This is a genomic window from Chelativorans salis (assembly GCF_025336525.1).
Classification (GTDB): Bacteria; Pseudomonadota; Alphaproteobacteria; order Rhizobiales; family Rhizobiaceae; genus Chelativorans; species Chelativorans salis.
Genome location: NZ_JAOCZP010000002.1, coordinates 240138 through 266723, shown reverse-complemented (window position 1 = coordinate 266723; position 26586 = coordinate 240138). Strand labels below are relative to the sequence as shown.

Here is a 26586-nt window from a genome sequence, read left to right as displayed (position 1 = left end):
TGGAACAATGTTTGAAGCGACCTGCCATTGCGGCGCTGTGAAAATCCAAGCTTCGGCAGAGCCTGCCTGGCTGAACGAATGCAATTGCTCGGTTTGCCGGCGGCTGGGAACGCTCTGGACCTACTACCATCCGAGTGAGGTCACCTTCCTCGAGGGCGCGGGCAAGACTGTCGCTTATCTATGGGGCGACCGCGGGCTGGAGTTCCATCACTGCCCGACCTGCGGCTGCACGACGCATTGGGAGCCGGTGCGAAAGGAGGGGGCGGAGCGTATGGCGGTCAACGCGCGGCTGATGGACCCGGCGAAGATCGCCGGCATCAGGGTGCGGCACTTCGATGGTGCTGAAAGCTTCCGGTATTTGGACTGAAGGGTGCCCCCTCATTGCGGGGCAGGACTATCGCATGTGGGTTCTGAGTCCTTGATAGAACCCCCCTAACCCCTCCCCTCGAGGGGAGGAGGACGAAGCGGTTCTCGACGTGCCTCCCTCCCCCTTGAGGAGAGGGATTGAGGGTGGAGGTCAATGGGAAAGACTCAATGCAGCCGGCTGCCGTCGGGCACCTTTTTGTCCACCGCGGCAAGCACCACCGCTCCGGCTTCGTCTGAGAAACCCAAGGTGAGGACCTCGGACATGAACTTGCCGATCTGGCGTGGCGGGAAGTTGACGACAGCCATCACCTTGCGGCCGACGAGCTCTTCCGGCGTATAGTGCACCGTGATCTGGGCGGAGGATCTCTTCACGCCGATCTCAGGGCCGAAATCGATCTTCAGCTTGAAAGCGGGCTTGCGCGCTTCCGGGTAAGGCTCGGCCTCGACGACGGTGCCGGCGCGGATGTCGACCTTGAGGAAATCATCGAAGCCGATTTCCGGTGCCTTTCCGCTGTTCATTGCCTCAAGCCGTGCCGAAGGTCTCGAACAGCACGCTGTGGAGCGCTTCCTGCGCCGAGGTGCCGGACCAGATGACGTATTGGAACGCTTGGTAGTAGCACTCGCAGGCTTCCAGCGCACTGTTGAGCATCACCTCCACCTGCAGCCCCGTCGGCTCCACGCCGCCGGCGAGTACCAGCGACTGGCGGAACATGACGACGCCCTCGCGCTCCCACAGGTCGAAATGGCCGAAAAGCATCTGCTCGTTGATGAGCGAGAGGAGCCGCATCACCTCGAGCGCACGGTTTTCCGGCACCTTGAGGTCGAAAGCGCAGGCAACGTGCAGCGCCTCGAACTCCTCCATCCAGGAGAAGGAGACCTGGTAGTCCGTCCACGTGCCGGCGACCGAGATGGCAATCTCGTCGTCACCGTTGCGCTCGAAGCTCCAGTCGTTCGTGTGGGCGACATGCTCGATGACATCAACCGGATGGGCGTCACGCGCCATGTCGAGTTCAAGAAGGCTCATAAATCTGCTTTCCCGTTTTTGGAGGCACTGCCGCGCCCCGCCATGTGGCACATGCGGTTTTGAAGCACGCGACCAACGCAATTCGATACTGAGCGGAGCGAGGAGAGAAACGAGAGACTTGAGAACGGGCCCGCCCCAGCCCGGCGCATGACTTGTTTCGAATCATGCAGCAAATTCAGTCTATTGATGAGAGAAGCCGTGGCCAGTCCTTTTTTCGAATAGACAATCGACGGTGTGGATAGTTCGTTCCGCAGCGCAATTGCCCACGGCTTCTAAGCGACTCTCGCGCCTGCATTTTTTGCAATTGCACACAGGCTGGAAGCGGCAACAAATTATTTTTTGGATCGTGCGCCGGAGGCCGGTTTCTTGCCTCCCTCGCCGGCGGCGAGCTGCGCTTCCAGCGCCTCGATTCGTGACTGGAGGGCGGCGTTCTCCTCGCGCGCCTTGATCGCCATCTCGCGCACCACCTCGAAGTCCTCGCGCTGGACGAGGTCCATGGAGTGAAGCATGCGCTCGGCCTGGGTGCGGAAGAGCGTCTCGAACTCGCGGCGGACGCCTTGCGCGGCGCCGGCCGCGTCGGTCATCATCTTGGCGAATTCATCGAGGATGCGGTTCGTGCCGTTGGTCATGTCATAGCCTCTCCTAATCCCATGATTTGAGGTAGGGCCGGGCGGCGGCGAATGCAAGCGGAGAGACCCCGCGTCCCCAGGCTTGACCGCATACCCTTGACCGCACATCAGGGCTTGCGCATACCTGCCTCGCCGACCAACCGCCGGCGGCGCGAAACAGGAGGCACGATTGAGCGACTACCTTCTCCTGCCGCTGGCCGCGCTGCCTTTCCCGCAGATCGATCCGGTGATCTTCGAAATCGGGCCCTTTGCCGTGCACTGGTACGGGCTCGGCTACATCGCCGGCATCCTGTTCGCCTGGTGGTATGCCAAGCGGCTGGTGACGACGGAACGCCTGTGGGCGCACAGCACGCCGCCCATGAAGCCGACGGACCTCGACGATTTCGTCGTCTGGGCGGCGGTCGGGGTGGTGCTGGGCGGGCGGCTCGGCTACGTCTTGTTCTACGATCTGCCGCGCTACCTGGCGAACCCGCTCGATATCTTCGCCGTGTGGCAGGGCGGCATGTCGTTTCACGGCGGCATGCTGGGCACGATCCTCGCCATGGTGCTGTTTGCCCGCTCGCGCGGCATTAACGCCTGGAGCATGCTCGACACCATCGCCGCCACCGCGCCCGTGGGCCTCGGCCTGGTGAGGCTGGCGAATTTCATCAATTCCGAGCTTTGGGGCCGGCCGACGGACATGCCCTGGGGCGTCGTCTTCCCCGACGGCGGCCCGCTGCCGCGCCACCCGAGCCAGCTTTACGAGGCGGTGCTGGAGGGGCTGGTACTGTTCCTCGTGCTGCGCGTGCTGACCCACAAGGCGCTGAGGCTGAAGACGCCGCGCTTCGTCGGCGGCGCCTTCATCTGCGGCTATGGATTGTCGCGCATCTTCGTCGAGTTCTTCCGCGAGCCGGACGCGCATATCGGCTATCTGGCGGGCGGTTGGATGACCATGGGCATGGTGCTGTCGATGCCGATGGTGCTGGCCGGCCTCTGGGCCATGATGACAGCGCGCACGCCCGCCGCAGCGCGCCAGGAGCCATGACGGCGCTGAAGGAAAAGATCGCACGCCTGATCGAGGCGACAGGGCCGATGAGCGTCAGCGACTATATCGCGCTCTGCCTGTTCGACCCCGAGCACGGTTATTACACGACCCGCGAGCCCTTCGGCCGCGGCGGCGACTTCACCACCGCGCCTGAGGTGAGCCAGATGTTCGGCGAGCTCATCGCCGTGTGGCTTTATGCGGCGTGGCAAGCCGGCGGAGCGCCCGAGGACGCGGTGATCGCCGAGATCGGTCCGGGCCGCGGCACGCTGATGAAGGACATGCTGCGCACTCTTGTCCGGCTTGACGGGGGCTTCGCCGGTCGACGATTTGCCATGGTGGAGGCGAGTGAACGGCTTGTGGCGGTGCAGAAGGAGACGCTTTCAGGGGCGCCTGAACGGCCGGCATGGTACGGGCGCGTTGAGGATCTGCCGGATGGCCCGCTTTTCATCGTCGGCAACGAGTTGTTCGACGCCCTGCCCGTCCGCCAATACGTGAACACGACCGCCGGCTGGCGCGAGCGGGTGGTGGGGCTTGGCGAGGACGGGGCGCTTATCTTTATGGCGGGTGCCGGAGCGCCGGACCCGACATCGCTTCCGTCGGGAGCCGACGCTGCGCCTGAGGGCGCCGTCTTCGAGGCCGCCCCGGCGCGCGAGGCGCTGATGGAGACGATTGCCGGGCGGCTTGCAGCCCAGGGCGGCGCAGGGCTTTTTATCGACTACGGCTACGAGGGGCCGGCGCTGGGCGATACGCTGCAGGCGGTGCGCCGCCATGCCTATGACGACGTGCTGGCTCATCCCGGCGAAGCGGATTTGACGGCGCATGTGGATTTTGCGGCCCTTGCAAGGATTGCTGGCGCGCAGGGGCTGGGAGCGCGGCTGATGCCTCAGGGGGAGTTTCTTCTGGGGTTGGGGCTGCTGGATCGCGCCGGACGGCTGGGCGCGGGCAAGAGCGCGGAGGAGCAGGAGCGCATCCGCGGCGAGGTCGAGCGGCTGGCCGGGCCGGAAGGCATGGGGACGCTGTTCAAGGTGCTTGCGGTGCCGCGTGAGGTTGCCGTTCCTCCGTTTGATGCCGTTTCCTGAAGCTTGCTGGGGTCACACGCGCTGCACCGGCCCCGGATACTGCGCCAGGCGCGAATCGGCGGTCAGCAGCGTGATCCCCTCTATCGTCGCCTGCGCCACCAGAATCCGGTCGAACGGATTCCTGTGGATCGGCGGTAGGCTGCCCACGGCGACCGTGTGTTCGCTGGTGATCGGCAGCTCCAGATAGAAGTTGTCGATCAGCCCACGGCGCAGCACCCAGGCATCCACCTGGAAGTCGGGACGGCCCAGCCCGCTTTTGATCGTGATCTCCCACAGGCTGGCCGCACTGAAGACAAGCTCGTTCGAGCTCTGCTCCAGCAATTCCCGGGCGGTCGCGGAAAGACGCTCGGGCTGGCCTGCGGCCCAGAGAAGAAGCTGCGTATCCAGGAGCAGCTTCAAAACCCCTCACCGAAAAGTTCTTCGATTTCCTTCTCGCCTATGTGATCGAAATCGTCCGGCACCTTGATTCGGCCGGAGAGGAATCCCAGCCGGCGGGCCTCGCCGGCTGTGGGGGCATCCAGCCCGGCAACCTTCACCAGGGGCTTCCCGGCTTTGGCGATGATAAAGGGTTCGCCGCCCGCCGCACGCTCGACGAGGCGCGACAGATGCGTCTTCGCTTCGTGAATATTCACAGTTCGCATCGGCTTCATCCACAGACTTAGTTTTATAAACTTAGTTTACTACCGACCTTTGCGCAAGTGCTGGGTGTTCGGGCCGGTTCCAAAGTGGGAGCGGCTGAAACGCGGCGGTGAAGACCGTTGCCCCCAGGCGATTGCATCGCCTTCCCCCTTACGCGGATTGACTTGCCCCCTCCCCTGCCCCACGATCCGCCGCCGAATGAAGCAGGATTGCAAGGCGGCGCATGCTGGATATGACGAGGCCGGAGCCCATCCGGTCGCCCCTCCTCGACGGCGCACGCGCAAAAGGCGTGAAGCACGGTTTCTTCACCCGCGCCGGCGGCGTGTCGGAGGGTATCTATCGCGGCCTCAACATCGGCCTTGGCTCGAACGATTCGCGCGAGGCGGTGCTGGAAAACCGGCACCGGGTGGCGACCTGGATGGGCGTACCGGTGGAAAACCTGTGCACACTGCACCAGTGCCATTCGGCCGTTGTGGTGGTGGTCGAGGCATCGCTTGGCGGCACGCGGCCGAGTGCCGATGCCATGGTGACGCGGCAACCGGGGCTGGCGATCGGCGTTCTGGCGGCCGATTGCGGGCCGGTACTTTTCGCCGATGCCGAGGCGCACGTCATTGGCGCGGCGCATGCCGGCTGGAAGGGCGCTCTGACCGGCATCATGGAAAACACCATCGCCGCCATGGAGCGCCTGGGCGCCGAGCGCGAGCGGATCGTCGCCGTGCTGGGGCCGGCGATCAGCCAAGTCAACTATGAGGTGGGGCCGGAATACCAGGCGCGCTTTACGGATGCCGATCCTGAGAACGCGCGCTATTTCCGCGCCTCCGCACAGCCCGGCCATGCATTCTTCGACCTGAACCGCTATACGCTCGATCGGCTCTCTGACACAGGCGTGACGGCCGGGATGCTGGGCCACTGCACCTATGCGGACGAGGAACGTTTCTATTCCTATCGCCGCGCCACCCATCGCGGCGAGCCCGACTACGGACGCCAGATTTCGGCGATATGCCTGGAGGAGGTCTGATGGCGCTTCACTTCGACCGTGCCGAATTCGACGCCCGCCGTGACCGGCTGGTCATCGAAATGTCCGAGCGCAAGCTGGACGCGCTGCTCCTCTTCGCCCAGGAGAGCATGTACTGGCTGACCGGCTTCGACACCTTCGGCTTCTGCTTCTTCCAGTGCCTGGTGGTGAAGGCTGACGGCGAGATGGTGCTGTTGACCCGCTCGGCCGATCTCAGGCAGGCGCGCCATACTTCCATTATCGACAATATCGTGGTGTGGAACGACCGTCACGGCGCCAATCCGGCCACCGAGTTGCGCGATCTCCTGAACGACCTCGATCTCCTGGGATGCCGCATCGGCGTCGAGTACGACACGCACGGGCTGACGGCGAAAAACGGCCGAATGCTCGACGAGCAGTTCCAGACCTTCGCCAAGATCGAGGATACCTCCGACCTAGTGCCCCGCCTCAGGCTCATGAAAAGTCCGGCCGAGACGGAGAAGGTCAAGCGCGCGGCAAAGCTCGCCGACGACGCTTTCGATGCCGCCCTTCCGCTGATCAAGCAGGGTGGCGACGAGGCGGCTATCCTCGCTGCCATGCAGGGGGCGGTGTTCGCCGGCGGCGGCGACTATCCGGCCAACGAGTTCGTTATCGGCTCGGGCCAGGATGCGCTTTTGTGCCGCTACAAGGCGGGGCGCAGGAAGCTGACAAAAAACGACCAACTTACGCTCGAATGGGCAGGCGCCTACCACCACTACCACGCCGCCATGATGCAGACGGTGCTGACGGGCAAGGTCTCCAAGCGGCATCAGGAATTGTTCGAGGCCGCCCGCGACGCGCTTGTCGCCTGCGAAAAGGCGATGGCGCCGGGGAACACCTTCGGCGACGTCTTCGACGCCCATGCCCGCGAGATGGAGGCGCACGGGCTGACCAAGCATCGGCTGAACGCCTGCGGCTATTCACTCGGCGCGCGCTTTGCACCCTCCTGGATGGATCCGCCGATGTTCTACAATGGGAGTCCGGAACAGATCGCGCCCAACATGTCGCTCTTCGCGCATATGATTATCATGGATTCCGAATCGGGCTGCGCCATGTGTCTCGGCCGCACCTACCTCACCACACAAGCCGAGCCGGCGCCGCTTTCTCGTCACGGGCTCGAATTGATCGTAAAGTAAGAATTTTGCGATAGCGCGAATGGGGCTTGAAGCGGGGAAGAGAAACGGATGAGGCGGTTTGCAACTATTATCGGCCTGATGCTGCTGGCGCCGCTCTTCAGCGCCTGCGCGGGAACGGATGTGAGCGGCCTCAACCCGCAGCCCGGCCGCGGGATTGCGTCTGTAGAGGCGCAGAGAGGCGATGGCGGCGTCGCAGGCTCCTCCGCAAGCCAGGCGGCTGCGCCAATGGCTCAGGAAGGCCAGACGGTCGCTGCCGTCAGCACTGATGCACGCGTGCAGTTCGCGCCGGTGATCGGCGCCACCGAGGAGGCCCTGCCCCCGCTTTCCAGCCGGCTTTCCGCGCGTGCCCGCCAGCGCGGCATCCCCATTACGCAAGGCGCCGGCGCCACGCATGTCGTCAAAGGCTACTTCTCCGCCATCGCCGATGGCAACGAGACGACCGTCATCTATGTCTGGGACGTGCTCGACCCTTCGGGCAACCGCCTGCACAGGATCCAGGGCCAGCAGAAGGTGCCCGGCGGCGAGGGCGACGGCTGGTCCTCGGTCACCGGCCAGACCATGGAGACGATCGCCGACCGGACCGTCGACGACCTGGCGGCGTGGCTTACGCGGGACGCATCCTAACGGCACGCTCCGGAACATCGATAAAGCCCATGCCCCGCGCTCACCCAGCCATTAACTGATCCAGGAGACGCAGACCACCGAGATTCCGTGGCGTCTGAGCTGGGTGACACAGTCCGCGAAATGCGCGCCGCTTGTGGCAACGTCGTCTATCAGCAACCCGAAGGTGCCTTCGAGGGCGTGCCCCACAAAACGCGACCTGAAGTGCATACTCTGTTTCGGATGACTGGGTGAGCGACCTCCCGCCACACGAGTGACGAGAGGCGCGCAATATCCGATGTTCAGATCATCGGCGACGAAGCGCGCGACCAATGAGCCGAAATTCTCTTTCTTGGAGGAACTTCCGCCTGGCACACCACAAATACAGTCATATGGCTTGCCGTTCGTGATTGTGGACGCGCAGGCTGCGATTTCTCGTGCGATCCCGCGCAGAGTCGTTTCATCCGGAGCACTTTTAAGGTTGCGCATTTGCTGCAACCTGTAGTCGTTTTATGGGCGTTCTCCAGCTTCGTGGAGAAAAAAAAGAAATGTCAGAGCGGCTCCGACGCCTTATATTAGATAACAAAGTCTCGTTCAGGAATGAGTAATTTGGGTTTTTATTAAGTAAATACTCCTCAGTTAATTCGCCAAGACTTGGAAAGTCAGCATGGTCTTCTGCAACGCATACGCCACTACTTCTCATGCTACCTGCCCCACCAGTGGTAAACATTGAGTTATTCAATCATGTATCACTATAAAACAGAATATGTCAAACACGTACAAATTGGCGGAGAGACAACTCTTGACTACCAGCGGCACATCGGGAGCGGAGCTATCGAGGCTGTTGCCAAGGAAGCATTCATTCGGCGGAGGATTTTTTCCGCCGATGCTTGCAATAGCCGGCCACCCCGCTAAAAGCCGGACAGAAGTCGAGGCGTTGGCCGGGAACATTCCATGAAGCTCTTTGCGGGCAATTCCAACCGGGTTCTGGCGGAGGCCGTTGCCCGCTATCTCAATATCTCCCTTGGAAAAGCCACAGTGCGGCGCTTCGCCGACCAGGAGATTTTCGTCGAGGTGCAGGAGAATGTGCGCGGCGAGGACGTCTTCGTCCTGCAGTCCACCTCCTACCCCGCCAACGATCACCTGATGGAACTCCTGATCATGATCGACGCCTTCCGCCGCTCTTCGGCGCGGCGGATCACGGCGGTACTTCCCTACTTCGGCTATGCAAGACAGGACCGCCGCACCTCCGGCCGCACGCCGATCTCGGCCAAGCTGGTGGCCAACCTGATCACCCGCGCCGGCGCCGACCGTGTTTTAACGCTGGATTTGCACGCCGGCCAGATACAGGGCTTCTTCGACATCCCGACCGACAACCTCTTCGCCGTGCCGGTGATGGCGCGCGACATCAAAGCGCATTACAAGCTGGAAAACGTGATGGTGGTCTCGCCGGACGTCGGTGGTGTGGTGCGCGCCCGCGCGCTTGCCAAGCGCATCGATGCACCGCTCGCCATCGTCGACAAGCGCCGCGACCGGCCGGGGGAATCGGAGGTGATGAACGTCATCGGCGACGTGCGCGGCCGCGACTGCCTGCTGATCGACGATATCGTCGATTCCGGCGGCACGCTGTGCAACGCGGCCGAGGCGCTTTTGAACGGCGGCGCCACCAGCGTGACGGCCTATATCACCCACGGCGTGCTTTCAGGCGGTGCCGTTGCGCGTATCTCCGGCTCAAAGCTTAAGGAGCTGGTCATCACCGACTCCATCCAGCCCACCTCGGCGGTCGAGGCTTCGAAGAATGTCCGCGTCGTCACCATCGCCGACCTGATCGGCGAGGCAATCTCGCGCACCGCTACGGAAGAGTCTGTGTCGAGCCTGTTCGACTGAGGGCAGCTCGCTCAGCCGATCACGGCACTCCGTTCCGCGAGTAGCTCGCGCAACACCGCGCGGTGGCAGCGTGCTTCGTCCTCGCAATAGCAGCCGATCGAGAAGTCCGCGTTGCGTGAAAGCGCCGACAGAAGGTCGAGGGTATGCCGGGGCGCGGGAGCGTCCATCTCCGCGCGGAACGCCTTGACGAAGGCGGTCCACTCGCGCTCCGTCTTCGCGGCCTGGGCCTTGGAGACGAGTTCGGGACTGGGCGAAAGCTCCGGATACCAGACGTCAAACCAGTCGTCGGCCGCATACCGCTCCTTGCGCACGCCTCGCGGCGGGCGCCGCACCGTGCCGATCCGTATCCCCTCCCCCGGCAGGCGGGGTGTGCCAAGTCGAACGATCCGCAATGCCATGGGTGAAGCTCCACTTGTGTCGCAGGGCAACGATAGCACACTCTGATGGCGCTCCGGTACGGTCGCCGCAATCCTCGCGCATGCCCTTGCGCCCCTCCCCGCCATCCGCTATAGACCCGCCGTCCGCGCAGACACCCTTGGAGGCAGCGCGGATGGAGGCCGGCCTTGCGCAACAAGCGTCAGGCGGCTTTCTCGTTTTTCGGGCATGTGTGCGTCCGGAAACGCTCCGAAACTTGAAAGGAAAAGCCAATGAGCCGTCAGTCCTATGAACTGAAGGCCGAGGCGCGCGAACGGGTCGGTAAGGGGTCCGCCCGGGCAATTCGGCGCAGCGGTAAGATTCCCGCCGTTATCTACGGCGAAAAGAAGCCCCCCATGACGATCGCCCTGCCCTACAAGGAAGCGTTCCAGCGCATCCATGGCGGCGGGTTCCTGACCACCATTGCCACGATCGACGTGGACGGCGAGAAGATCCAGGTCCTGCCGAAGGATTATCAGCTCGATCCCGTTCGCGGCTTCGCTGAACACATCGACTTCCTGCGTATCGGCCGCAACACCATCGTCACCGTCAACGTGCCGGTGCACTTCACGAACGATGAGCTGGCGCCCGGTATCAAGCGCGGCGGCGTCCTGAACGTGGTGCGCCACGAGGTGGAGTTCACCTGCCCGGCGACCGCCATTCCCGATTTCATCGAGATCGACCTGACGGGCCTCGACATCGGCGATTCCGTGCATATCTCGGCGGTGAAACTGCCAGAGGGCGTGGCGCCGACGATCACCGACCGCGACTTCACCATCGCCACGGTCGCTGCCCCCGCCGGCCTGAAGTCGGAGGAAGAGGAAGCGGCTGAAGCCGAGGCCGAAGAGGCCGAGGAAGAGGCGGAAGGCGAGGACAAGGGCGAGGAATAGCCCTTTCCCCTCCATCGAGGGTAGTTCCCCATGCTCCTCATTGCAGGGCTCGGCAATCCCGGCCGGCAATATGAGAACTACCGGCACAATGTCGGTTTCATGGCGGCGGATGCCATTTTTCGCCGCCATTCCTTTTCGCCCTGGTCGAAGAAGTTCAGCGCGCTGGTTTCCGAAGGCCGGCTGGGCGGTGAGAAGGTGCTGCTGATCAAGCCGCAGACCTATATGAACCTCTCCGGCCAGGCGGTCGGCGAGGCGATGCGCTTTTACAAGCTTACTCCCGCCGATCTCATCGTCCTCTACGACGAACTGGACCTGGCGCCGGCCAAGGTGCGCGTGAAGGTCGGCGGCGGCGCCGGCGGCCACAACGGCATCAAATCCATCGACGCCCATTGCGGCAAGGACTATCGCCGCGTGAGGATCGGCATCGGCCATCCCGGCGATAAGGCGCGCGTCACCGGCCATGTGCTGGGCGATTTCGCCAAGGCCGATCAGGCGTGGCTGGAGCCGCTTCTGGAGGCGATCGCCGACAACGCCGAGATGCTGGTGAAGGGCGACGATTCCGGCTTCATGAACAAGGTAAGCCTGGCCGTCAAAGGCAAGGCGGAGCCGGCCGGAAACGAGCGAAAGCCTGCCGCCAAGGGGCAGAGCCATATCCGGCAGGCGCGGCCGCAGAAGCCTGCCGCACCGGTGCCCGAGAGCGGGCCGATGGCCGCCATGCTGAAGAAGCTCTTCGGGGAGAAGAAGTAGCGCGGGTTCGGCGTCTGGCCGCGGGCGATGCTCCCAGGGCTTGACGATGGCCGCTCCCTTCGCCCATAGCCCTGCCAACATTCTTTGAACAGCCTTCACCTTACAGGACAAAGCACAAGATGGGTTTCAAATGCGGCATCGTCGGCCTGCCAAATGTCGGCAAGTCGACGCTTTTCAATGCGCTGACGAAGACGGCCGCCGCACAGGCGGCGAACTATCCATTCTGCACCATCGAGCCGAATACGGGTGAGGTGGCGGTGCCTGATCCGCGGTTGAAGAAGATCGCCGGGATTGCGCAATCCAAGGAGGTCGTGCCGACGCGTATTTCCTTCGTGGATATCGCCGGGCTGGTGCGCGGCGCTTCCAAGGGCGAAGGGCTGGGAAACCAGTTCCTGGCCAACATCCGCGAGGTCGACGCCATTGTGCATGTCCTGCGCTGCTTCGAGGACGAGGACATCGCCCACGTCGAGGGCCGCATCGACCCGGCGGCCGACGCCGAGACGGTGGAGACGGAGCTGATGCTCGCTGATCTGGAAAGCCTGGAGCGGCGCATCGTGCAGACGCGCAAGCGCGCCACAGGCAAGGACAAGGAGGCGATCACTGTCCTGCCGATGATGGAGAAGGCACTGGCGCTCTTGCAGGACGGCAAGCCGGTGCGCCTGCTCTTGGCCGATCTTGCGGCCGAGGACCTGCATATCCTGCGCTCGCTCAACCTTTTGACGTCGAAGCCGGTGCTTTACGTCTGCAACGTTGCCGAGGGCGACGCGGCGGGTGGCAATGCATACAGCGCGGCGGTGGAAAAGATGGCCGGCGCGCAGGGCGCAAAATCCGTGGTGATCTCTGCAGCCATCGAGGCGGAGGTGGCGCAGCTTCCCGAGGACGAGGCGGCCGAGTATCTGGAGGCCATGGGGCTCGAGGAACCGGGCCTCGACCGGCTGATCCGCGCCGGCTACGAGCTGCTTGACCTGATCACCTTCTTCACTGCCGGGCCCAAGGAGGCGCGTGCCTGGACCGTCAAAAAGGGCGCCAAGGCGCCGCAGGCGGCAGGCGAGATCCACACGGACTTCGAGCGCGGCTTCATCCGTGCACAGACGATCGCCTATGATGACTTCGTGCGCCTCGGCGGCGAGACGGCGGCGCGCGAGGCCGGCAAGGCGCGCGATGAGGGCAAGGACTATGTGGTCGCGGATGGCGATGTGATGCTGTTCAAGTTCAACGTGTGATTTGCTCCTGAAGGGAGAGGCGATGAGCGGGAAGCGCTGGGCCTACGAGGATTTTGTCGAGGGCTGCGTCATCGCCCTTCCCGAGAAGCGCGTCGGCAAGGAGGAGATCGTCGAATTCGCCTCCGAGTTCGACGCTCAGCCCATGCATCTCGATGAGGAAGCGGGCAAGGCGAGCCTGCTCGGCGGGCTTTCGGCTTCCGGCTGGCATACCTGCTCGATGTTCATGCGCATGATGTGCGAGGCATTCCTGCTCGATTCCACCTCGCAAGGCTCGCCCGGCATCACCGACATGCGCTGGCAGCGCCCGGTGCTGGCGGGCGACACGTTGTCTGGCGCCTCGACCGTGCTTTCCAGGCGGCACCTGAAGTCGCGGCCGGGCCTCGGCCTCGTCACCTTCCGGCACGAGGTGAGGAACCAGCGCGGCGAGACGGTGATCGTGTGCGAGAACCCGATTCTGTTCCGCCTGCGCGAGGAAGGTGCGGCATGAGCCTCGACGCCTATCTGCGGCTCGGCGAGACGGTCCGGCTCGGCAGCCACACCTTTACGGCCGACGAGATCAAGCGCTTCGCTGAAAAATACGATCCGCAGCCCTTTCACCTGGACGAGAGGGCGGCGGAGGAGAGTGTATTCGGCCGACTTTGCGCGTCGGGCTGGCACACCTGCGCCATGTGGATGAGGTACAATCTGCAAAAGGCGCGGACCGATGACGACGCTTGGCAGGAACCGGGCCCGCGGCCGGAGTTCGGCCCCTCGCCCGGCTTTTCCAACCTGAAATGGCCGAAGCCGGTCTATGCGGGGGACACGATCACCTTTACGCGCAGCGCGGTCTCACACCGCGCGCTCGCCTCGCGGCCGGGGTGGCGGCTTCTTTCGCTGAAGGCGGGAGCTTTCAACGGCGGTGGGGAGATGGTGCTGGCGTTCGACAATTCGGTGCTTGTGAGGGTTGGGTAGGCAAAGTTCGGGAATTCCAGCACCCTTTCGCGCGCCACCTCTGCCCGGCAGGGCAGAGGTGGCGCTGACACATCCGGATGCGGGTACCACCCCTCCTTGCCCCGGAAAGACTGCCTCAATCCCCCTCGAACGCGATCAGCGTGTGCACGTCGACGCCGAGCCCTTCGAGCCTGGCGCGGCCGCCGAGGTCGGGCAGGTCTATGACGAAGCAGGCGGCAACGATGTCGGCACCCATCTGGCGCAGAAGGCGGACGGCGGCCTCGGCCGTGCCGCCAGTGGCAATGAGGTCGTCAACGAGGATCACCTTTTCACCCGGCTCCACCGCGTCGGCGTGCATCTCCATCTCGTCGAGCCCGTATTCCAGGCTGTAGGCGACGCGCACCGTCTCGTGCGGCAGTTTTCCCTTCTTGCGGATGGGGATGAAGCCGGAGGAGAGCTGGTGGGCGATGGCACCGCCGAGGATGAAGCCGCGCGCCTCGATGCCGGCGATCTTGTCGATCTTCGAGCCGGCATAGGGATGGACGAGTTCGTCCACGGCGCGGCGGAAGGCGCGCGCGTTGCCCAGGAGCGTGGTGATGTCGCGGAAGAGGATCCCCGGCTTCGGATAGTCGGGAATGGTGCGGATGGCGGAAAGAAGCGTGTCTTCGAGGGAAGGTTTCATCGGCAGCCCCGGCCCGTTGCAGTTCTTTTTGCCCTCTTGCGGGTCAAAAGAAAAGGGCGCCATGCGGCGCCCTTGCACTTTCGCGGGGACCGTCAGTGCGCTTCGGCCCACACCTTGCGCTTGGTGAGGTAGACGAGGCCGCCGAAGAGGACCAGGAAGATCATCACCGTGAAGCCGGTTGCCTTGCGTGCCTCCAGGTGCGGCTCGGCGGCCCACATCATGAAGGCGGCAACATCGCGGGAATACTGGTCGACCGTTTCCGGGCTGCCGTCGTCATAGGTCACCATGCCGTCCGAAAGTGGCGGTGCCATTGCGAGCGAGGCGGAGCTCAGGAAATAGGGATTGTAGTAGGTGCCCTCGGGCACCTCATGGCCTTCCGCCTCTTCCTCATAGCCGGTCAGAAGCGCGTGGATATAGTCCACGCCGCCTTCGGCATATTGGGTGAAGATGTCGAAGAGGAAGGTGGGAAATCCGCGTTCCACCGCACGTGCCTTGGCCAGAAGCGAGAAGTCCGGCGGCGCGGCGCCATTGTTGGACGCCGCTGCCTGCTCCGGATTGGCGAAGGGCGCGGGGAAATAGTCGGACGGCGTGGCGGGGCGCGTGAACATGTCGCCATTCTCGTCCGGACCGTCCTCGACCTCGTATTCGGCGGCGATGGCGCGAACCTGCTCATCCGTGTAGCCGAGGTCCTCCAGATTGCGGAAGGCGACCATGTCGAGCGAATGGCAGGAGGAGCAGACCTCACGGTAGACCTTGAAGCCGCGCTGCAACTGTGCCTTGTCGTAGGTGCCGAAGGGGCCGTCGAAGCTCCATTCGACCTGCGGCGGCTTCTTCAGCGGGTATTCCGCCGCCTCCGCGGAGGTGGCCATGGCAATGCCGAGGCCGAGCGCAGCCAGCCCGTGGAGAAACGTCTTCATTTCCAAGATCCTTTTGCGCATACGCTCGCTCATGCCTCGCCGGCGGTCTGGGCAGCCGGGGTGCCGGGCTTATTCTTCTCCAGCACCGCCTCGGTGATCGAGTTCGGCATCCGGCGCGGCGTCTCGATCAGGCCGAGGACCGGCATTACGACGATGAAGAATGCGAAATAATAGAGTGTCGCGGCCTGCGCCATTGCGACGTAGGCACCCTCCGCCGGCCGCGAGCCGAGCCAACCGAGGAAGATGGCGTCGGCCACGAAAAGCCAGAAGAACAGCTGGTACCAAGGCCGGTAGACCGCCGAGCGCACCTTCGACGTGTCAAGCCAAGGCACCACGAACAGGACCGCGATGGCGCCGAACATGGCGAGCACGCCGCCGAGCTTGGAATCGATCGGGCCGATGTTGAAGGTGATGGCGCGCAGGATCGCGTAGAAGGGCAGGAAGTACCACTCCGGGACGATGTGCGCCGGCGTCTGCAGCGGGTTGGCCTCGATGTAGTTGTCGGGGTGGCCGAGATAGTTGGGGATGTAGAAGACGAAATAGAGGAACACCAGGAGGAACACGACCATGGCGAAGCCGTCCTTGATGGTCGCGTAGGGCGTGAAGGCCACAGTATCCGTCTTCTGCTTCACCTCGATGCCGGTCGGGTTGGTCTGCCCCGTCACGTGCAGCGCCCAGATGTGGAGCACGACGACGCCGGCGATCATGAAGGGCAGCAGATAGTGCAGCGAGAAGAAGCGGTTGAGGGTGGGATTATCGACCGCGAAACCGCCGAGCAGCAGCTGCTGGATCCAGTCGCCGACGAGCGGGATCGCCGTGAAGAAGCCGGTGATCACGGTGGCGCCCCAGAAGCTCATCTGGCCCCAGGGAAGCACGTAGCCCATGAAGGCGGTGGCCATCATGAGGAGATAGATGATGCAGCCCAGGATCCACAGAAGCTCGCGCGGCGCCTTGTAGGACCCGTAAAAGAGGCCGCGGAAGATGTGCACATAGACGGCGATGAAGAAGAACGAGGCGCCGTTGGCGTGCAGATAGCGCAGAAGCCAGCCGGAGTTGACGTCGCGCATGATCTTTTCGACCGAGCTGAAGGCGATCTCCGTGTTCGAGGCATAGTGCATGGCCAGCACGATGCCGGTGAGGATCTGCACCGTCAGCATGAGCGACAGGATGCCGCCGAAGGTGTAGGCATAGTTCAGGTTGCGCGGCACCGGATAGGCGACGAAGGAATCGTAGACAAGGCGCGGCAGCGGAAGGCGCGCATCCATCCAGCGCCCGAAGCCCGTCTTGGGGGTGTAGGTAGAATGTCCACCGCTCATCTTAAAATACGCTCCCTTGCCTACCCGATCTGAACGACCGTGTCGGAGATGAATTCGAATGTCGGAACGGCCATGTTTTCCGGCGCGGGTCCTTTGCGGACGCGCCCAGCCGTGTCGTAATGCGAGCCGTGACATGGGCAGAACCAGCCGCCGAAATCACCGGCCTGGCCCAGCGGCACGCAGCCCAGATGCGTGCAGATGCCGATCATGACCAGCCAGTTTTCCCTGCCCTCACCAGCCGAGCGATCGATGTCCGTCGCCGGCGCGTCGGCCGGCAGGTTGTCGTTGCGGGCGATGGGATCCTTGAGGTCTTCGAGGGCCACCTGGCGGGCTGCCTCGATCTCCTGCTCGGTGCGGTTGCGGATGAAGACCGGCTGGCCGCGCCACTTCACCGTCAGGGACATGCCGGGCTCGACGGCCGAGACGTCGACCTGGATGGAGGCCAGCGCCCTGGTGGAGGCGTCGGGGCGCATCTGGTCGATGAACGGCCAAATGGCGCCGGCCGCACCCACGGCGCCGGCCACGCCGGTTGCCACGTAGAGAAAGTCGCGACGGGTGTGTTCGGTCGAATGGGTAGCGCTCACGGGGCTGCGGTCCTTTCACCTAATGCCTGCCGGGAAGAAGCTTATGTCGATACCGTGCCCGCCCCTCGGATTCGCCACGACGGGCCGGCCGTTCCCCCGGCAATTGGCGATGGTTTCTATGCGCGACGGTCAGACTTGTCCAGACGGCGGAAGGCAGCAGGGCAGATTGTCGCGGGGATAATGCTGTCGGCCGCTATCGCGCACCGAGCCGCACCAGGACGGCGCGCGGGATTGCCAAGTGGCGCACCACCTCATCGTGCCGCTTCATCCCGCATAGCTCACGCTGGATGAAATAGGCATAGACGGCATCCGCCGCCTCGCGCAGCAAGTTGGCACGTTCCGCACCCTCGCCATCGTGCGCGGCGAGCCTGTCCAGGCTCTCCTCGGCGCGCCGGCCGGCGCGGCCAAGGACGGCCGCCATCTCCTCGGCCAACTCGTAGTCGAGCGCGCCGATGCCGGTGTTGGGCGCGCGGGAGGGGCTTGATGAGGATGGGGATCGCAGCATGAGACGCTCCTGATGCTTGCCGCCTGTTTCACCTCGACAGCGGCTGGAAAGCGGACATATTGTGCCTGCCATGGCACATGTCATCAAGCGCGAGAGTTGGGCCGACCGGCCCGAGGGCTGGCACGGCGAATGGGAGGGTGGGTCGTTCCAGGCTGGCATCTCCGTTATCTTCTTCTCCAGCGAAGAGATCGGCGCCGGACCGCGGCTTCACACCCACCCATATCCCGAGACCTTCATCGTGCGCCGGGGCCATGCCCGCTTCACGGTGGAGGGGAAAGCGATAGACGCGGAGGCGGGGCAGATCCTGGTGGTGCCGGCGGGAGCGCCGCACAAGTTTGAAAACCTTGGTCCAGGGCCCCTGGAGACCACCGACATCCATGCCAGCGAGCGATTCGTCACCGAATGGCTGGAGTGAGGGCGGCCGCGGGTTCAGTTGATAGGAATTCCTTGATGACGCTTCTGGAACTTTCGGCCTTCAGCCTCGTCGCCGCCCTTCTGGTGGTCTCGCCCGGCCCCAACGGCGTGCTGATCGCCAAGACCGTGCCGACCTCGGGCAAGGCGGCGGGCTTTGCCAACATCGCCGGCTTTTTTGCTGCCTTCTATCTGCACGGCGCGCTGTCCATCCTCGGCATTTCCATCATCCTCGTGCAGTCGGCTCAGGCCTTCTTCATCGTCAAGATGCTGGGCGCGGCCTATCTGTGCTTCATCGGCATCAAGGCGCTGTGGCAGGCCTGGAAAGGCGTGACCGCGCCGGCCCATGTGCCGCCGGCCAGGCGCAGGCGCACCTTGGCGCGCGCCGTTGCCGAAGGGTTCCTCACCAATGCGCTAAACCCGAAGGTGTCGATGTTCTACCTCGCCGCCTTCCCGCAGTTCATCCCCGCCAGCGCCGACGGCGTGAAGTGGGCCTTCCTGCTGGTGGCGATCCACGCGCTGATCAACATCGTCTGGTTCTCTGTTTTGGTGCTGCTTTTCTCAACGCTGAAGGGGCTCGGTGGCCGGCCCAGCGTGCAACGGTGGCTGAAGGCGGTGACGGGGGCGGTGTTCGTCGCTTTCGGGCTGAAGTTGGCGACGTTGAGGCCCTAGACCGCGTTACGGCGCTCCAGCCGTTCACGCATGCCCTTGGGGTCGGCGAAGATGAGGTCGATCAGCGTCTTCGCCGTTGCGTCCGGCTCGGTGCGCCGTTGCTCCCAGTTGCGCAGCGCAGCGAGCGGGATACCGAGAAGGGCGGCGAAGCCAGACTGATTCATCATCAGCATCGCCCTTATGACGCGGCCCCGTTCAGGCATGGATCCTCGGGTCAAGCCCGAGGATGACGACGGGAGGGGCATTTCGGCAAATCTCGGACGTCGCAGAAATCGCGGGGGCACCGCCACTTCGTCATCCTCGAGGATCCATGCCTGAACGCTTCCGCTCCACAAATGGGCGAAATCCATCCGGCAGCAGATATATGCTTCCAGCGTACCGCGACAGGTCTCTCACGGCCACTTCGCCACCGGCGGCATGCTGGACAGGATCGAGTCAACGTTGCCGCCGGTCTTCAAGCCGAAGATGGTGCCGCGGTCGTAGAGGAGATTGAATTCGACGTAGCGGCCGCGGCGGACGAGTTGTTCCTCGCGGTCGGCTTCCGTCCAGTTGGTATCGAAGTTCTGGCGCACCAGATATGGGTAGATGACGAGGAAAGCGCGGCCTAGGTCTTGGGTGAAGGCAAAGTCCGCATCCCAGCCGCCCTTCTCCTCGGGGCTCTTCAGCCAGTCGTAGAAGATGCCGCCGATGCCGCGGGGCTCGTTGCGGTGCGGCAGATAAAAATATTCATCGCACCAGCGTTTGAAGCGGTCATAGTCGGCGATCTGGGTGTGCCGGCCGCAGACGAAGCGCATGGCCTTGTGGAAGGCCACCGTGTCGGGGTCCTCCTGGGTGCGGCGGCGCTCGAGCACCGGGGTGAGGTCGGCGCCGCCGCCAAACCATTGGCGCGTCGTCACCACCATGCGCGTGTTCATGTGCACGGCCGGCACGTTGGGATTCTGCGGGTGGGCGATGAGCGAGATGCCGGAGGCCCAGAAGCGCGGGTCTTCCTCGGCACCGGGGATCTGCTGGCGGAACTCGGACGAGAATTCGCCGTGGACGGTGGAGGTGTGCACCCCCACCTTCTCGAACACGCGGCCATGCATGAGCGACATCACGCCGCCGCCACCCACGCCTTCCTCACGCTGCCAAGGGGTGCGCTCGAAGCGGCCGGGAGCGCGGGTGGAGAGCGGGCCGGTCAGCGCGTCCTCGAGCTCCTCGAAGGCGGCGCAGAGACGATTGCGCAGGTTTTCGAACCAAACCTTCGCCGCAGCCTTCTTATCCTCGATATCCTCGGGCAGTCCGGCCGGTATATCGGGTCTGTCCATGATCTTTCCTCCCGCGTCCGGCGCCGCACATGGCGGACAAAGGACTCGCATTTTCCTCTCGCGATCCCTAATCTCCTTGTCCAACGGGTCAAGGAGTTCTTTCGTGCGTGTGCCCGCCAAGCCTCGGCTCGATGGCCTGAAACAGGCCCTCGACAAGAAGCGTGCCAACGGCCATCGCCTGCCGCGCGATGGCTTCCTGCGCGAGACCTTTTCGCTGCCGCGCGCCGAGGCCCGGGCCAAGGCTCGCGAATGGCTGGAGCGCTGGCCCAAGCAAGCTTACTGGACCGAGATCGAAAGCTGGTGCGAGCGCCCCGGCGATGTGATCGAGTTCACTATGCGCCGCCTGCCGAGCGCCGACTAACACCCACCTTTCCCGCTTGACCTCAACCTAAGTTGAGGGTGTAGCCGCCCTCCTTCGATTGCCACGAAGGAGAAAACGCGCATGCAGAACAACGGCAGAGCCATCCTATCCCATCTGCCTGAGCGCCTCGCCGCAGGCCATGGCCGCGGCGACCGCGACGTTGAGGCTGCGCGCCTTCTCGCGCATGGGGATGACGAGGCGGTGATCAGCCGCCTTATGCACCGCCTCCGGCGCGCCCGACGATTCGCACCCGAAGAGCAGGATGTCGCCGTCGCGAAAGCAGAAGGCCGTGTAGCGCACGGCGGCGGTGGTGGTGAACAGGATGAGCCGGCGCCCCTCGTCGCACCGCCAGCGCTCGAAGGCTTCCCAGGAGGTATGGCGGTTGAGGGAGGCGATCTCGAGATAGTCCATTCCCGCCCGTTTCAGCGCCCGGTCCGACAGGTCGAAGCCAGCCGGCTCGATCAGGTCCACCGTCAGGCCCAGGCAGGCGGCGATGCGCAGGATGGCGCCGGTGTTGCCGGGGATGTCCGGATGGAAAAGGGCGATGTGGATATCATTTCCGTTCATGACACAACCAATTGTAGCCTTCGGGCCACAGTGGCCGATGAAGGTGACTATACACCGACGAAGCCTCTGGCCATCCTTAACACTCTCGGATATAAGGCCGGCGCAACCGACGTAAACTGTTGGAGACAGACATGGATAACCGGATGTTCGTTTCCATCGTCCGTGGACGCCCCTGGACTGGGGCCCGACTCACGGCCTGACGGCGGTTTTCGTTCCGACGCTTACTTCTCCCCTGTAGAACACGCACGAGCGAATCCGCCGGAACCTTTTCCGGAATTCCGCAAGGATTCGCTCCATGTCTTCAAAATTTCCCAAAGGGCGCAAAGCGCCTCCAACACCCATCACCCCCGCTGCGACCGCGCTGCCGCCGGACGGTGCAGGCAAGGTTCCTGCCAAGACCCTGTCAGGAGCCTTTTCCGCCGCCCTTGGCGCAAAGGCGCAAATACCGCATTCGGGATCAAAGACGCCGCGGGAGAAAGGCGCCGGCCCGAGACAGCTCCCCGGCAAGGCGGGCGCTCAACCGATCAAAAATTCAAAGCCCGGCGCACCTACCGTACCGCGCAAGGGGCACCGCTGAATGCCTGTCGACGCTATCAAGGATGAAACGATGCTGAGCTGGTTCGAAAGACGCCTGCCGCCCTTCCCCGCCGATGAGCCGGAAGAGCCGCCGAAGACGCTGATCGCCTTCTGCCTGCATTTCATCAAGGGCGCATGGGGATATCTGACGCTCCTGGCAATCCTGACGGCGACGATCGCGATTACCGAGGTCTGGATGTTCTCCTTCCTCGGCAACATCGTCGACTGGCTGGCGGACCGAGACCGGGAGACATTCCTGCAGGAGGAGGGCTGGAAACTGGCAGGCATGGCATTCATCGTCCTGGTGTTCCTGCCCCTGACGGTGGTCCTCCACTCGCTTACCAACCATCAGGTGCTGCTGGGCAATTTCCCCATGCGCATCCGCTGGCAGGTGCACCGCTATCTGCTGAAGCAGTCGATGACCTTCTATCAGGACGAGTTTGCCGGCCGCATCGCCACGAAGCTGATGCAGACGGCGCTTGCCGTGCGCGAATGCGTCATCAAGCTGATCGACGTGCTGAACTATGTCACGGTGTATTTCGCCGGCATGCTGGTCATCGTGGCATCCGCCGATCTGCGTCTTGCAGCACCGCTCGCCGTTTGGCTCATCGGCTACATTCTGCTGCTGCGCAACTTCGTGCCGCGGCTGGGTCGTGTGGCCAAGGAACAGGCCGACGCGCGCTCCGTCATGACCGGCCGCGTGGTCGACAGCTACACCAACATCCAGACGGTGAAGCTGTTCTCCCATGCGCGCCGCGAGGCGACCTATGCGCGGGAGGGCATGTCCGGCTTCCTGACGACAGTCTATAGGCAAATGCGGCTGGTGACGGGACTGTACGGGCTGCTCTACGTGCTCAACTCGCTGTGTCTGTTCTCCGTCGGCGCCTTGTCCATATGGCTGTGGCTGGGCGAAGTGGTGTCGATCGGCGCCGTCGCCGTGGTGCTCGGTCTGGTCCTGAGGCTGTGGGGTATGTCGCAGTGGATCATGTGGGAAATGACCATGCTGTTCGAGAACATCGGCACCGTGCAGGACGGCATCGCCTCGATTTCGCTGCCGCGCGTGGTTGACGACCGGCCCGGTGCCAAGGAACTGCAGGTCGAGAAAGGAGAGATCGTCTTCGACCGCATCCGCTTCCACTACGGCAAGGAAGGCGGTGTGATCGAGGACCTGTCGCTGACCATCCGGCCAGGCGAGAAGGTCGGCCTCGTCGGCCGCTCCGGCGCCGGCAAGTCGACGCTGGTCAACCTGCTCCTGCGCTTCTACGACCTCGAAGGCGGGCGCATCCTGATCGACGGCACGGACATCGCCAACGCGACGCAGGATTCGTTGCGCGCGCAGATCGGCATGGTCACCCAGGACACCTCGCTGCTGCACCGTTCCGTGCGCGATAACATCCTTTATGGCCGGCCCGATGCCCACGAGGCGATGGTGCTGGAGGCGGCAAGGCGTGCCGAGGCACTGGACTTCATCGAAGGCCTGTCCGACATAAAGGGGCGGAAAGGGCTCGACGCCCATGTCGGCGAGCGCGGCGTGAAGCTGTCGGGCGGTCAGCGCCAGCGCATCGCCATCGCCCGCGTCATGCTGAAGGATGCGCCGATCCTGATCCTGGACGAGGCGACGTCAGCGCTCGATTCGGAGGCCGAGGCGGCGATCCAGGAGAACCTGGCGGCGCTGATGCAGGGCAAGACGGTGATCGCCATCGCCCACCGCCTGTCGACCATCGCGGCGATGGACCGGCTGGTGATCATGGACGAGGGCCGTATCGTCGAGGAGGGTACTCACGACGAGCTGATCGCCAGCGGCGGCATCTACGCCCAGCTCTGGCAGCGCCAGTCGGGCGGGTTCCTCGACATCGAGCAAGCGGCAGAGGCTGCGGAGTGATAATGGACGCAGACGAAGAAAGGCCAGGCCTGAACGAGCGCTTGTGGCGGCGTGCCGAAGGGGTGATCGACCCCTTCGGCGACACCGAGCGCGAGGTGCTGCCCGTGGACGCGTTCAGGTTCATCCTCTTCTTCGCCACCCAGGCCAAATGGCCGTTCGTCCTTCTCCTCATCATCGGCGGTCTGGCGGGCGCGGTGGACGCCGGGCTCTATTGGGGGCTGGGCAAGCTGATCGACCTGCTCGACGCCTCGACGCCGGCGACGCTGATCGCCGACCATTGGTCGACGCTCCTGGGGCTCGCCTTCCTGGTGCTTTTCGCGCGTGCCGCCGTCATGCTCGTCAACACGGTGATCGAGGAGCAGGTGATCGCGCCCTCCTTCTATCAGCGGGTGCGCTGGCAGTCCTTTCGCCGGGTGATGGACCAGCCCTACGAGTTCTACCAGAACGACTTCGCCGGCCGCATCGCGACCAAGATCATGCAGGGCGGCGAGGCGACGGGCGACTTCATCGTCTCGGCTCTGCAGACCATGTGGAGCTTCCTCACCTTCCTGCTGCTTGCCGGCACCATCTTGACTGCACTGGATCCCCTGTTGGGGCTGGTGCTCGGGCTGTGGTTCTTGGCTTTCGTGATTGCTGCGCGCTACCTGCTGCCGCCGCTGCGCGAGGCCGGCAGGCGGCGCGCCGACGAGCGCTCGATCCTCAACGGCCGCATGGTCGATGCCTTCACCAATATCATGGCCGTCAAGCTTTACGACAGCGGACGGCGGGAGCACGCCTATGTGCGCGACGGCATGGCCCGCCTGCTCAAAGCCGTACGGACCCTGACACGTGCCATCACCCGCGTGCGCGCCGCCGTCTTCATCCTGAACGGCATCATGATGGCGGCTGTCGGCACGCTTGCGGTAATGAGCTGGATGAACGGAAACGCCTCGACCGGCGAGATCGCCGCCGCCATGGGTCTCGTTTTCCGGCTCAACCAGATGTCCGGCTACATGATGTTCTCCGTCAACGGGCTCATTCGCTCCTATGCCACGGTGCAGGACGCCACAGGAGTGATCTCGCGCCGCCCGGCCATCCAGGACGCGCCCGATGCGCGGGCGATCGCGCATGCGACGGGCGACATCCGCTTCGAGGACGTCACCTTCAACTACGGCAGGGACCGCGGCGTGATCGAGGGGCTGAACCTTCACATCCGCCCCGGCGAGCGCGTTGCCCTTGTCGGCCCCTCGGGGGCAGGCAAAACGACCATCGTCAACCTGATGCTGCGGCTTTTCGACATCGAGGGCGGCCGCATCCTGCTCGATGGCAAGGACATCCGCGATATCACGCAAGCTTCGCTGCGCGCTCAGTTCGGCGTCGTCAGCCAGGAGCCGATGCTGATGCATCGCTCGATCCGCGACAACATCGCATACGGCAAGCCGGGCGCCAGTGAAGCGGAGATCGTGGCAGCCGCCAAGCGAGCCTCGGCGCATGACTTCATTCTCGAGGTTGGCGACCTCAAGGGCCGCACCGGCTACGACGCCCATGTGGGCGAGCGCGGAGTGAAGCTGTCCGGTGGTCAGCGCCAGCGCATCGCCATTGCCCGCATGATGCTGAAGAATGCGCCGATCCTCATCCTCGATGAGGCGACCTCGGCGCTCGATTCCGAGATCGAGGCGGTGATCCAGGAGAACCTGGGGCAGCTGATGGAGGGCAAGACCGTGGTCGCCGTGGCGCACCGCCTCTCCACCATCGCTGCGCTCGACCGCGTGATCGTGCTCGACGGGGGCCGCGTCGTCGAGGAAGGCTCGCACGCGGAACTGATCACGCGTGGCGGACTTTATGCGCAGTTGTGGAAGCGCCAGTCGGGCGGATTCCTCGGCGAGAGGCTGGCGGCGGAATAGGCGCCAGGCCTTTCCGTTGCTTCTTCTATCAGCACCGGCAAACACGCGTCGGCTCGAAAGGCAAATCTGCCAGTTCGCGCTCGTTCATGGTCGCGAGGTCGGGGTGGGATAGCGGATCGCGGCGCCATCCGCTCTGGTCGTCCGCATAATCCTTGATCGCCCGGAACTGCTCCATGCGGCGGCGAAAGTGGGCGGCGATGCTCAAGAAAAGCTGGACCATGGGTTTATCCTCCAAGTTTCATTCCCAGAGGATCTAGCCAAGATACCATGATTTCAATGGAGATTGCCTGCACGATGCTTTAGAAAGGCTATATGAAGAATCTGAACCGCGTCCATCTCAACGCGCTGCGTGCCGTCGAGGCGGTGCTGCGGCTCGGCTCGCTGGCGGCGGCTGCGAACGAGATTGGTGTTTCCATCGGTGCGGTAAGCCAACATGTCATCCGCTGTGAGCGCCAGCTTGGCCGGAACGTCTTCGACCGGACGAAGCGCGGGCTAGTGCCGACGGCCTTTGGGCAGCAGATCGCCGGGCGACTGAACGAAGGGTTCGGCAACCTTGACGAGGCCGTGGCTGCCGCGCGGCGGCACGCCGACAACGTGCTGACCATCTCGGTCGCGCCGGTCTTCGCATCGAAATGGCTGGTGCAGCGGCTTGCGGGCTTTTCGCGGCAGCATCCGCAGATGCGGCTCAGGCTCGACGCCTCGGTGGCGCTGGTCAATCTCGACGCTTCCGATATCGACCTGGCGATCCGCGTCGGCGAAGGCGGTTGGCCGGGGGTGAACGCGGAGTTCGTGCTGGCGCAGGAAGTCTTTCCCGTGTGCGCGCCGGCGCTGGCGGAGGGGCTGAAGACGCCGCGTGACCTTGTTTCCGCGCCCATCGTGCGCGACGCCAACTCCAACATAAGCTGGGACGTATGGCTTGCCCCGCACGGCCTGAGCGAAAAGGACCTCGGCGAGGGCAGCGCCTTTACCGACGCTTCGCTGGCGCTGGATGCGGCGATCGCCGGCCAGGGGGCGATGCTCGCATGGCAGACGCTGGCCCACGACGCACTGGCCGCAAATTTGCTGGTGCGCCCTTTCGAGGAGGTGGCCGAGACGAAGTTCGGCTATTGGCTGGTGACGTCGAAATCGCGCCCGGAGCCGAGAAAGGTCAAAGACTTCAAGACGTGGCTTCGCCAAGAGATAGCCGCCACGGCTTCCGCCTATAAAACATGATCGCCTCTAAATCGTGATCGCCTCGCCCTGTCCGCTCTCGGCCAGCCGCCCCATATCATGCTATATTGACGGCTTCTGCCAACGCGAAAC

33 protein-coding genes are annotated in these 26586 nt (G+C 63.9%); 18 read left to right on the top strand and 15 right to left on the bottom strand.

What is annotated here, in order from left to right; translation table 11 throughout:
* The first annotated feature begins 7 nt into the window (after positions 1–7).
* On the top strand, positions 8–367 hold the full coding sequence (locus N5A92_RS07180) for a GFA family protein (RefSeq protein WP_260901328.1): 360 nt from the start codon (positions 8–10) through the stop codon (positions 365–367).
* A 164-nt stretch (positions 368–531) separates the two neighbouring features.
* On the opposite strand, the gene N5A92_RS07175 is transcribed toward N5A92_RS07180, so the two are convergent.
* The 3 genes from N5A92_RS07175 to N5A92_RS07165 form a co-directional block, all read right to left on the bottom strand.
* Complete coding sequence (locus N5A92_RS07175; protein ID WP_260901327.1) at positions 532–885, bottom strand: tRNA-binding protein; 354 nt, start codon at positions 883–885, stop codon at positions 532–534.
* Between the two features lie 4 nt (positions 886–889).
* A complete protein-coding gene (locus N5A92_RS07170; RefSeq protein WP_260901326.1) occupies positions 890–1390 on the bottom strand; it encodes a type III secretion system chaperone family protein in 501 nt (166 codons plus the stop codon).
* 332 nt (positions 1391–1722) lie between these two features.
* Positions 1723–2019: an accessory factor UbiK family protein gene (locus tag N5A92_RS07165; protein ID WP_260901325.1), complete on the bottom strand. Its 297-nt coding sequence runs from the start codon at positions 2017–2019 to the stop codon at positions 1723–1725.
* A gap of 169 nt (positions 2020–2188) precedes the next feature.
* On the opposite strand from N5A92_RS07165, the gene lgt reads away from it, so the two are divergent.
* Together lgt and N5A92_RS07155 are read left to right on the top strand one after the other, a co-directional pair.
* Positions 2189–3043: a prolipoprotein diacylglyceryl transferase gene (gene lgt, locus N5A92_RS07160; RefSeq protein ID WP_260901323.1), complete on the top strand. Its 855-nt coding sequence runs from the start codon at positions 2189–2191 to the stop codon at positions 3041–3043.
* Positions 3040–4122, top strand: a complete 1083-nt coding sequence (locus tag N5A92_RS07155; protein ID WP_260901322.1) for a class I SAM-dependent methyltransferase — start codon at positions 3040–3042, stop codon at positions 4120–4122. The genes lgt and N5A92_RS07155 overlap by 4 nt, the downstream gene beginning before the upstream one ends.
* Positions 4123–4134: 12 nt before the next feature.
* On the opposite strand, the gene N5A92_RS07150 is transcribed toward N5A92_RS07155, so the two are convergent.
* On the bottom strand, positions 4135–4521 hold the full coding sequence (locus N5A92_RS07150; protein ID WP_260901321.1) for a type II toxin-antitoxin system VapC family toxin: 387 nt from the start codon (positions 4519–4521) through the stop codon (positions 4135–4137).
* Entirely contained in the window at positions 4518–4763 is a 246-nt protein-coding gene (locus tag N5A92_RS07145; RefSeq protein ID WP_260901320.1) for a type II toxin-antitoxin system Phd/YefM family antitoxin, read from the bottom strand. The genes N5A92_RS07150 and N5A92_RS07145 overlap by 4 nt, the downstream gene beginning before the upstream one ends.
* Before the next feature lie 221 nt (positions 4764–4984).
* Here N5A92_RS07145 and pgeF point away from each other — a divergent pair, with 221 nt between their 5' ends.
* The 4 genes from pgeF to N5A92_RS07125 all read left to right on the top strand — a co-directional run bounded on the left by pgeF (position 4985) and on the right by N5A92_RS07125 (position 9417).
* Positions 4985–5779, top strand: coding sequence for a peptidoglycan editing factor PgeF (gene pgeF, locus N5A92_RS07140; RefSeq protein WP_260901319.1), 795 nt, complete (start codon positions 4985–4987; stop codon positions 5777–5779).
* Positions 5779–6930 (top strand): M24 family metallopeptidase, encoded by a 1152-nt coding sequence (locus tag N5A92_RS07135; RefSeq protein ID WP_260901318.1) that lies wholly within the window; start codon positions 5779–5781, stop codon positions 6928–6930. Before pgeF ends, N5A92_RS07135 begins: the two co-directional genes overlap by 1 nt.
* Before the next feature lie 48 nt (positions 6931–6978).
* A complete protein-coding gene (locus N5A92_RS07130; protein WP_260901316.1) occupies positions 6979–7554 on the top strand; it encodes a hypothetical protein in 576 nt (191 codons plus the stop codon).
* A gap of 930 nt (positions 7555–8484) precedes the next feature.
* A complete protein-coding gene (locus N5A92_RS07125) occupies positions 8485–9417 on the top strand; it encodes a ribose-phosphate pyrophosphokinase (RefSeq protein WP_260901313.1) in 933 nt (310 codons plus the stop codon).
* A gap of 11 nt (positions 9418–9428) precedes the next feature.
* Here the strand turns inward: N5A92_RS07125 and N5A92_RS07120 are convergent, their stop codons facing one another.
* Positions 9429–9815, bottom strand: coding sequence for a DUF488 domain-containing protein (locus tag N5A92_RS07120; protein WP_260901312.1), 387 nt, complete (start codon positions 9813–9815; stop codon positions 9429–9431).
* Between the two features lie 249 nt (positions 9816–10064).
* On the opposite strand from N5A92_RS07120, the gene N5A92_RS07115 reads away from it, so the two are divergent.
* From N5A92_RS07115 to N5A92_RS07095, 5 genes are all read left to right on the top strand, one after another.
* Entirely contained in the window at positions 10065–10721 is a 657-nt protein-coding gene (locus tag N5A92_RS07115; RefSeq protein WP_260901311.1) for a 50S ribosomal protein L25/general stress protein Ctc, read from the top strand.
* Between the two features lie 30 nt (positions 10722–10751).
* A complete protein-coding gene (gene pth, locus N5A92_RS07110; protein WP_260901309.1) occupies positions 10752–11468 on the top strand; it encodes an aminoacyl-tRNA hydrolase in 717 nt (238 codons plus the stop codon).
* Between the two features lie 119 nt (positions 11469–11587).
* A complete protein-coding gene (ychF, locus tag N5A92_RS07105; RefSeq protein WP_260901307.1) occupies positions 11588–12691 on the top strand; it encodes a redox-regulated ATPase YchF in 1104 nt (367 codons plus the stop codon).
* 22 nt (positions 12692–12713) lie between these two features.
* Positions 12714–13178, top strand: coding sequence for a MaoC family dehydratase (locus N5A92_RS07100; protein WP_260901306.1), 465 nt, complete (start codon positions 12714–12716; stop codon positions 13176–13178).
* A complete protein-coding gene (locus tag N5A92_RS07095) occupies positions 13175–13642 on the top strand; it encodes a MaoC family dehydratase (RefSeq protein WP_260901305.1) in 468 nt (155 codons plus the stop codon). The genes N5A92_RS07100 and N5A92_RS07095 overlap by 4 nt, the downstream gene beginning before the upstream one ends.
* A 115-nt stretch (positions 13643–13757) precedes the next feature.
* Here N5A92_RS07095 and N5A92_RS07090 read toward each other — a convergent pair whose 3' ends face one another.
* The 5 genes from N5A92_RS07090 to N5A92_RS07070 all read right to left on the bottom strand — a co-directional run bounded on the left by N5A92_RS07090 (position 13758) and on the right by N5A92_RS07070 (position 17625).
* The gene (locus N5A92_RS07090; RefSeq protein WP_260901304.1) at positions 13758–14303 is read right to left on the bottom strand and encodes an adenine phosphoribosyltransferase; all 546 of its coding nucleotides are present in this window, start codon (positions 14301–14303) and stop codon (positions 13758–13760) included.
* Between the two features lie 92 nt (positions 14304–14395).
* On the bottom strand, positions 14396–15220 hold the full coding sequence (locus tag N5A92_RS07085) for a cytochrome c1 (protein ID WP_260901302.1): 825 nt from the start codon (positions 15218–15220) through the stop codon (positions 14396–14398).
* 29 nt (positions 15221–15249) lie between these two features.
* Positions 15250–16536 (bottom strand): cytochrome b, encoded by a 1287-nt coding sequence (locus tag N5A92_RS07080; protein ID WP_260901301.1) that lies wholly within the window; start codon positions 16534–16536, stop codon positions 15250–15252.
* A 20-nt stretch (positions 16537–16556) separates the two neighbouring features.
* Entirely contained in the window at positions 16557–17120 is a 564-nt protein-coding gene (petA, locus tag N5A92_RS07075; protein WP_260901300.1) for a ubiquinol-cytochrome c reductase iron-sulfur subunit, read from the bottom strand.
* A gap of 193 nt (positions 17121–17313) precedes the next feature.
* Positions 17314–17625, bottom strand: a complete 312-nt coding sequence (locus N5A92_RS07070) for a DUF6665 family protein (RefSeq protein ID WP_260901299.1) — start codon at positions 17623–17625, stop codon at positions 17314–17316.
* 70 nt (positions 17626–17695) lie between these two features.
* Between N5A92_RS07070 and N5A92_RS07065 the strand changes: the two genes are divergently transcribed.
* Positions 17696–18040, top strand: coding sequence for a cupin domain-containing protein (locus N5A92_RS07065; protein WP_260901298.1), 345 nt, complete (start codon positions 17696–17698; stop codon positions 18038–18040).
* 35 nt (positions 18041–18075) lie between these two features.
* On the top strand, positions 18076–18708 hold the full coding sequence (locus tag N5A92_RS07060) for a LysE family translocator (protein WP_260901296.1): 633 nt from the start codon (positions 18076–18078) through the stop codon (positions 18706–18708).
* On the opposite strand, the gene N5A92_RS07055 is transcribed toward N5A92_RS07060, so the two are convergent.
* The gene (locus N5A92_RS07055) at positions 18705–18875 is read right to left on the bottom strand and encodes a helix-turn-helix domain-containing protein (RefSeq protein WP_260901295.1); all 171 of its coding nucleotides are present in this window, start codon (positions 18873–18875) and stop codon (positions 18705–18707) included. The two genes, N5A92_RS07060 and N5A92_RS07055, sit on opposite strands and share 4 nt — an antisense overlap.
* 225 nt (positions 18876–19100) lie before the next feature.
* Positions 19101–20015, bottom strand: coding sequence for an oxygen-dependent coproporphyrinogen oxidase (hemF, locus tag N5A92_RS07050; RefSeq protein ID WP_260901294.1), 915 nt, complete (start codon positions 20013–20015; stop codon positions 19101–19103).
* Positions 20016–20118: 103 nt separating this feature from the next.
* On the opposite strand from hemF, the gene N5A92_RS07045 reads away from it, so the two are divergent.
* Complete coding sequence (locus N5A92_RS07045) at positions 20119–20376, top strand: hypothetical protein (RefSeq protein ID WP_260901293.1); 258 nt, start codon at positions 20119–20121, stop codon at positions 20374–20376.
* A gap of 105 nt (positions 20377–20481) precedes the next feature.
* Here the strand turns inward: N5A92_RS07045 and N5A92_RS07040 are convergent, their stop codons facing one another.
* Positions 20482–20943, bottom strand: a complete 462-nt coding sequence (locus N5A92_RS07040) for a tRNA (cytidine(34)-2'-O)-methyltransferase (protein WP_260901292.1) — start codon at positions 20941–20943, stop codon at positions 20482–20484.
* A 607-nt stretch (positions 20944–21550) separates the two neighbouring features.
* On the opposite strand from N5A92_RS07040, the gene N5A92_RS07035 reads away from it, so the two are divergent.
* Together N5A92_RS07035 and N5A92_RS07030 are read left to right on the top strand one after the other, a co-directional pair.
* A complete protein-coding gene (locus tag N5A92_RS07035) occupies positions 21551–23401 on the top strand; it encodes an ABC transporter ATP-binding protein (RefSeq protein WP_260902302.1) in 1851 nt (616 codons plus the stop codon).
* Between the two features lie 2 nt (positions 23402–23403).
* Positions 23404–25284, top strand: a complete 1881-nt coding sequence (locus N5A92_RS07030; protein WP_260901291.1) for an ABC transporter ATP-binding protein — start codon at positions 23404–23406, stop codon at positions 25282–25284.
* Between the two features lie 28 nt (positions 25285–25312).
* On the opposite strand, the gene N5A92_RS07025 is transcribed toward N5A92_RS07030, so the two are convergent.
* A complete protein-coding gene (locus tag N5A92_RS07025; protein WP_260901290.1) occupies positions 25313–25504 on the bottom strand; it encodes a hypothetical protein in 192 nt (63 codons plus the stop codon).
* A gap of 92 nt (positions 25505–25596) precedes the next feature.
* Between N5A92_RS07025 and N5A92_RS07020 the strand changes: the two genes are divergently transcribed.
* Positions 25597–26496, top strand: coding sequence for a LysR substrate-binding domain-containing protein (locus N5A92_RS07020; RefSeq protein ID WP_260901289.1), 900 nt, complete (start codon positions 25597–25599; stop codon positions 26494–26496).
* Positions 26497–26586: the final 90 nt, after the last annotated feature.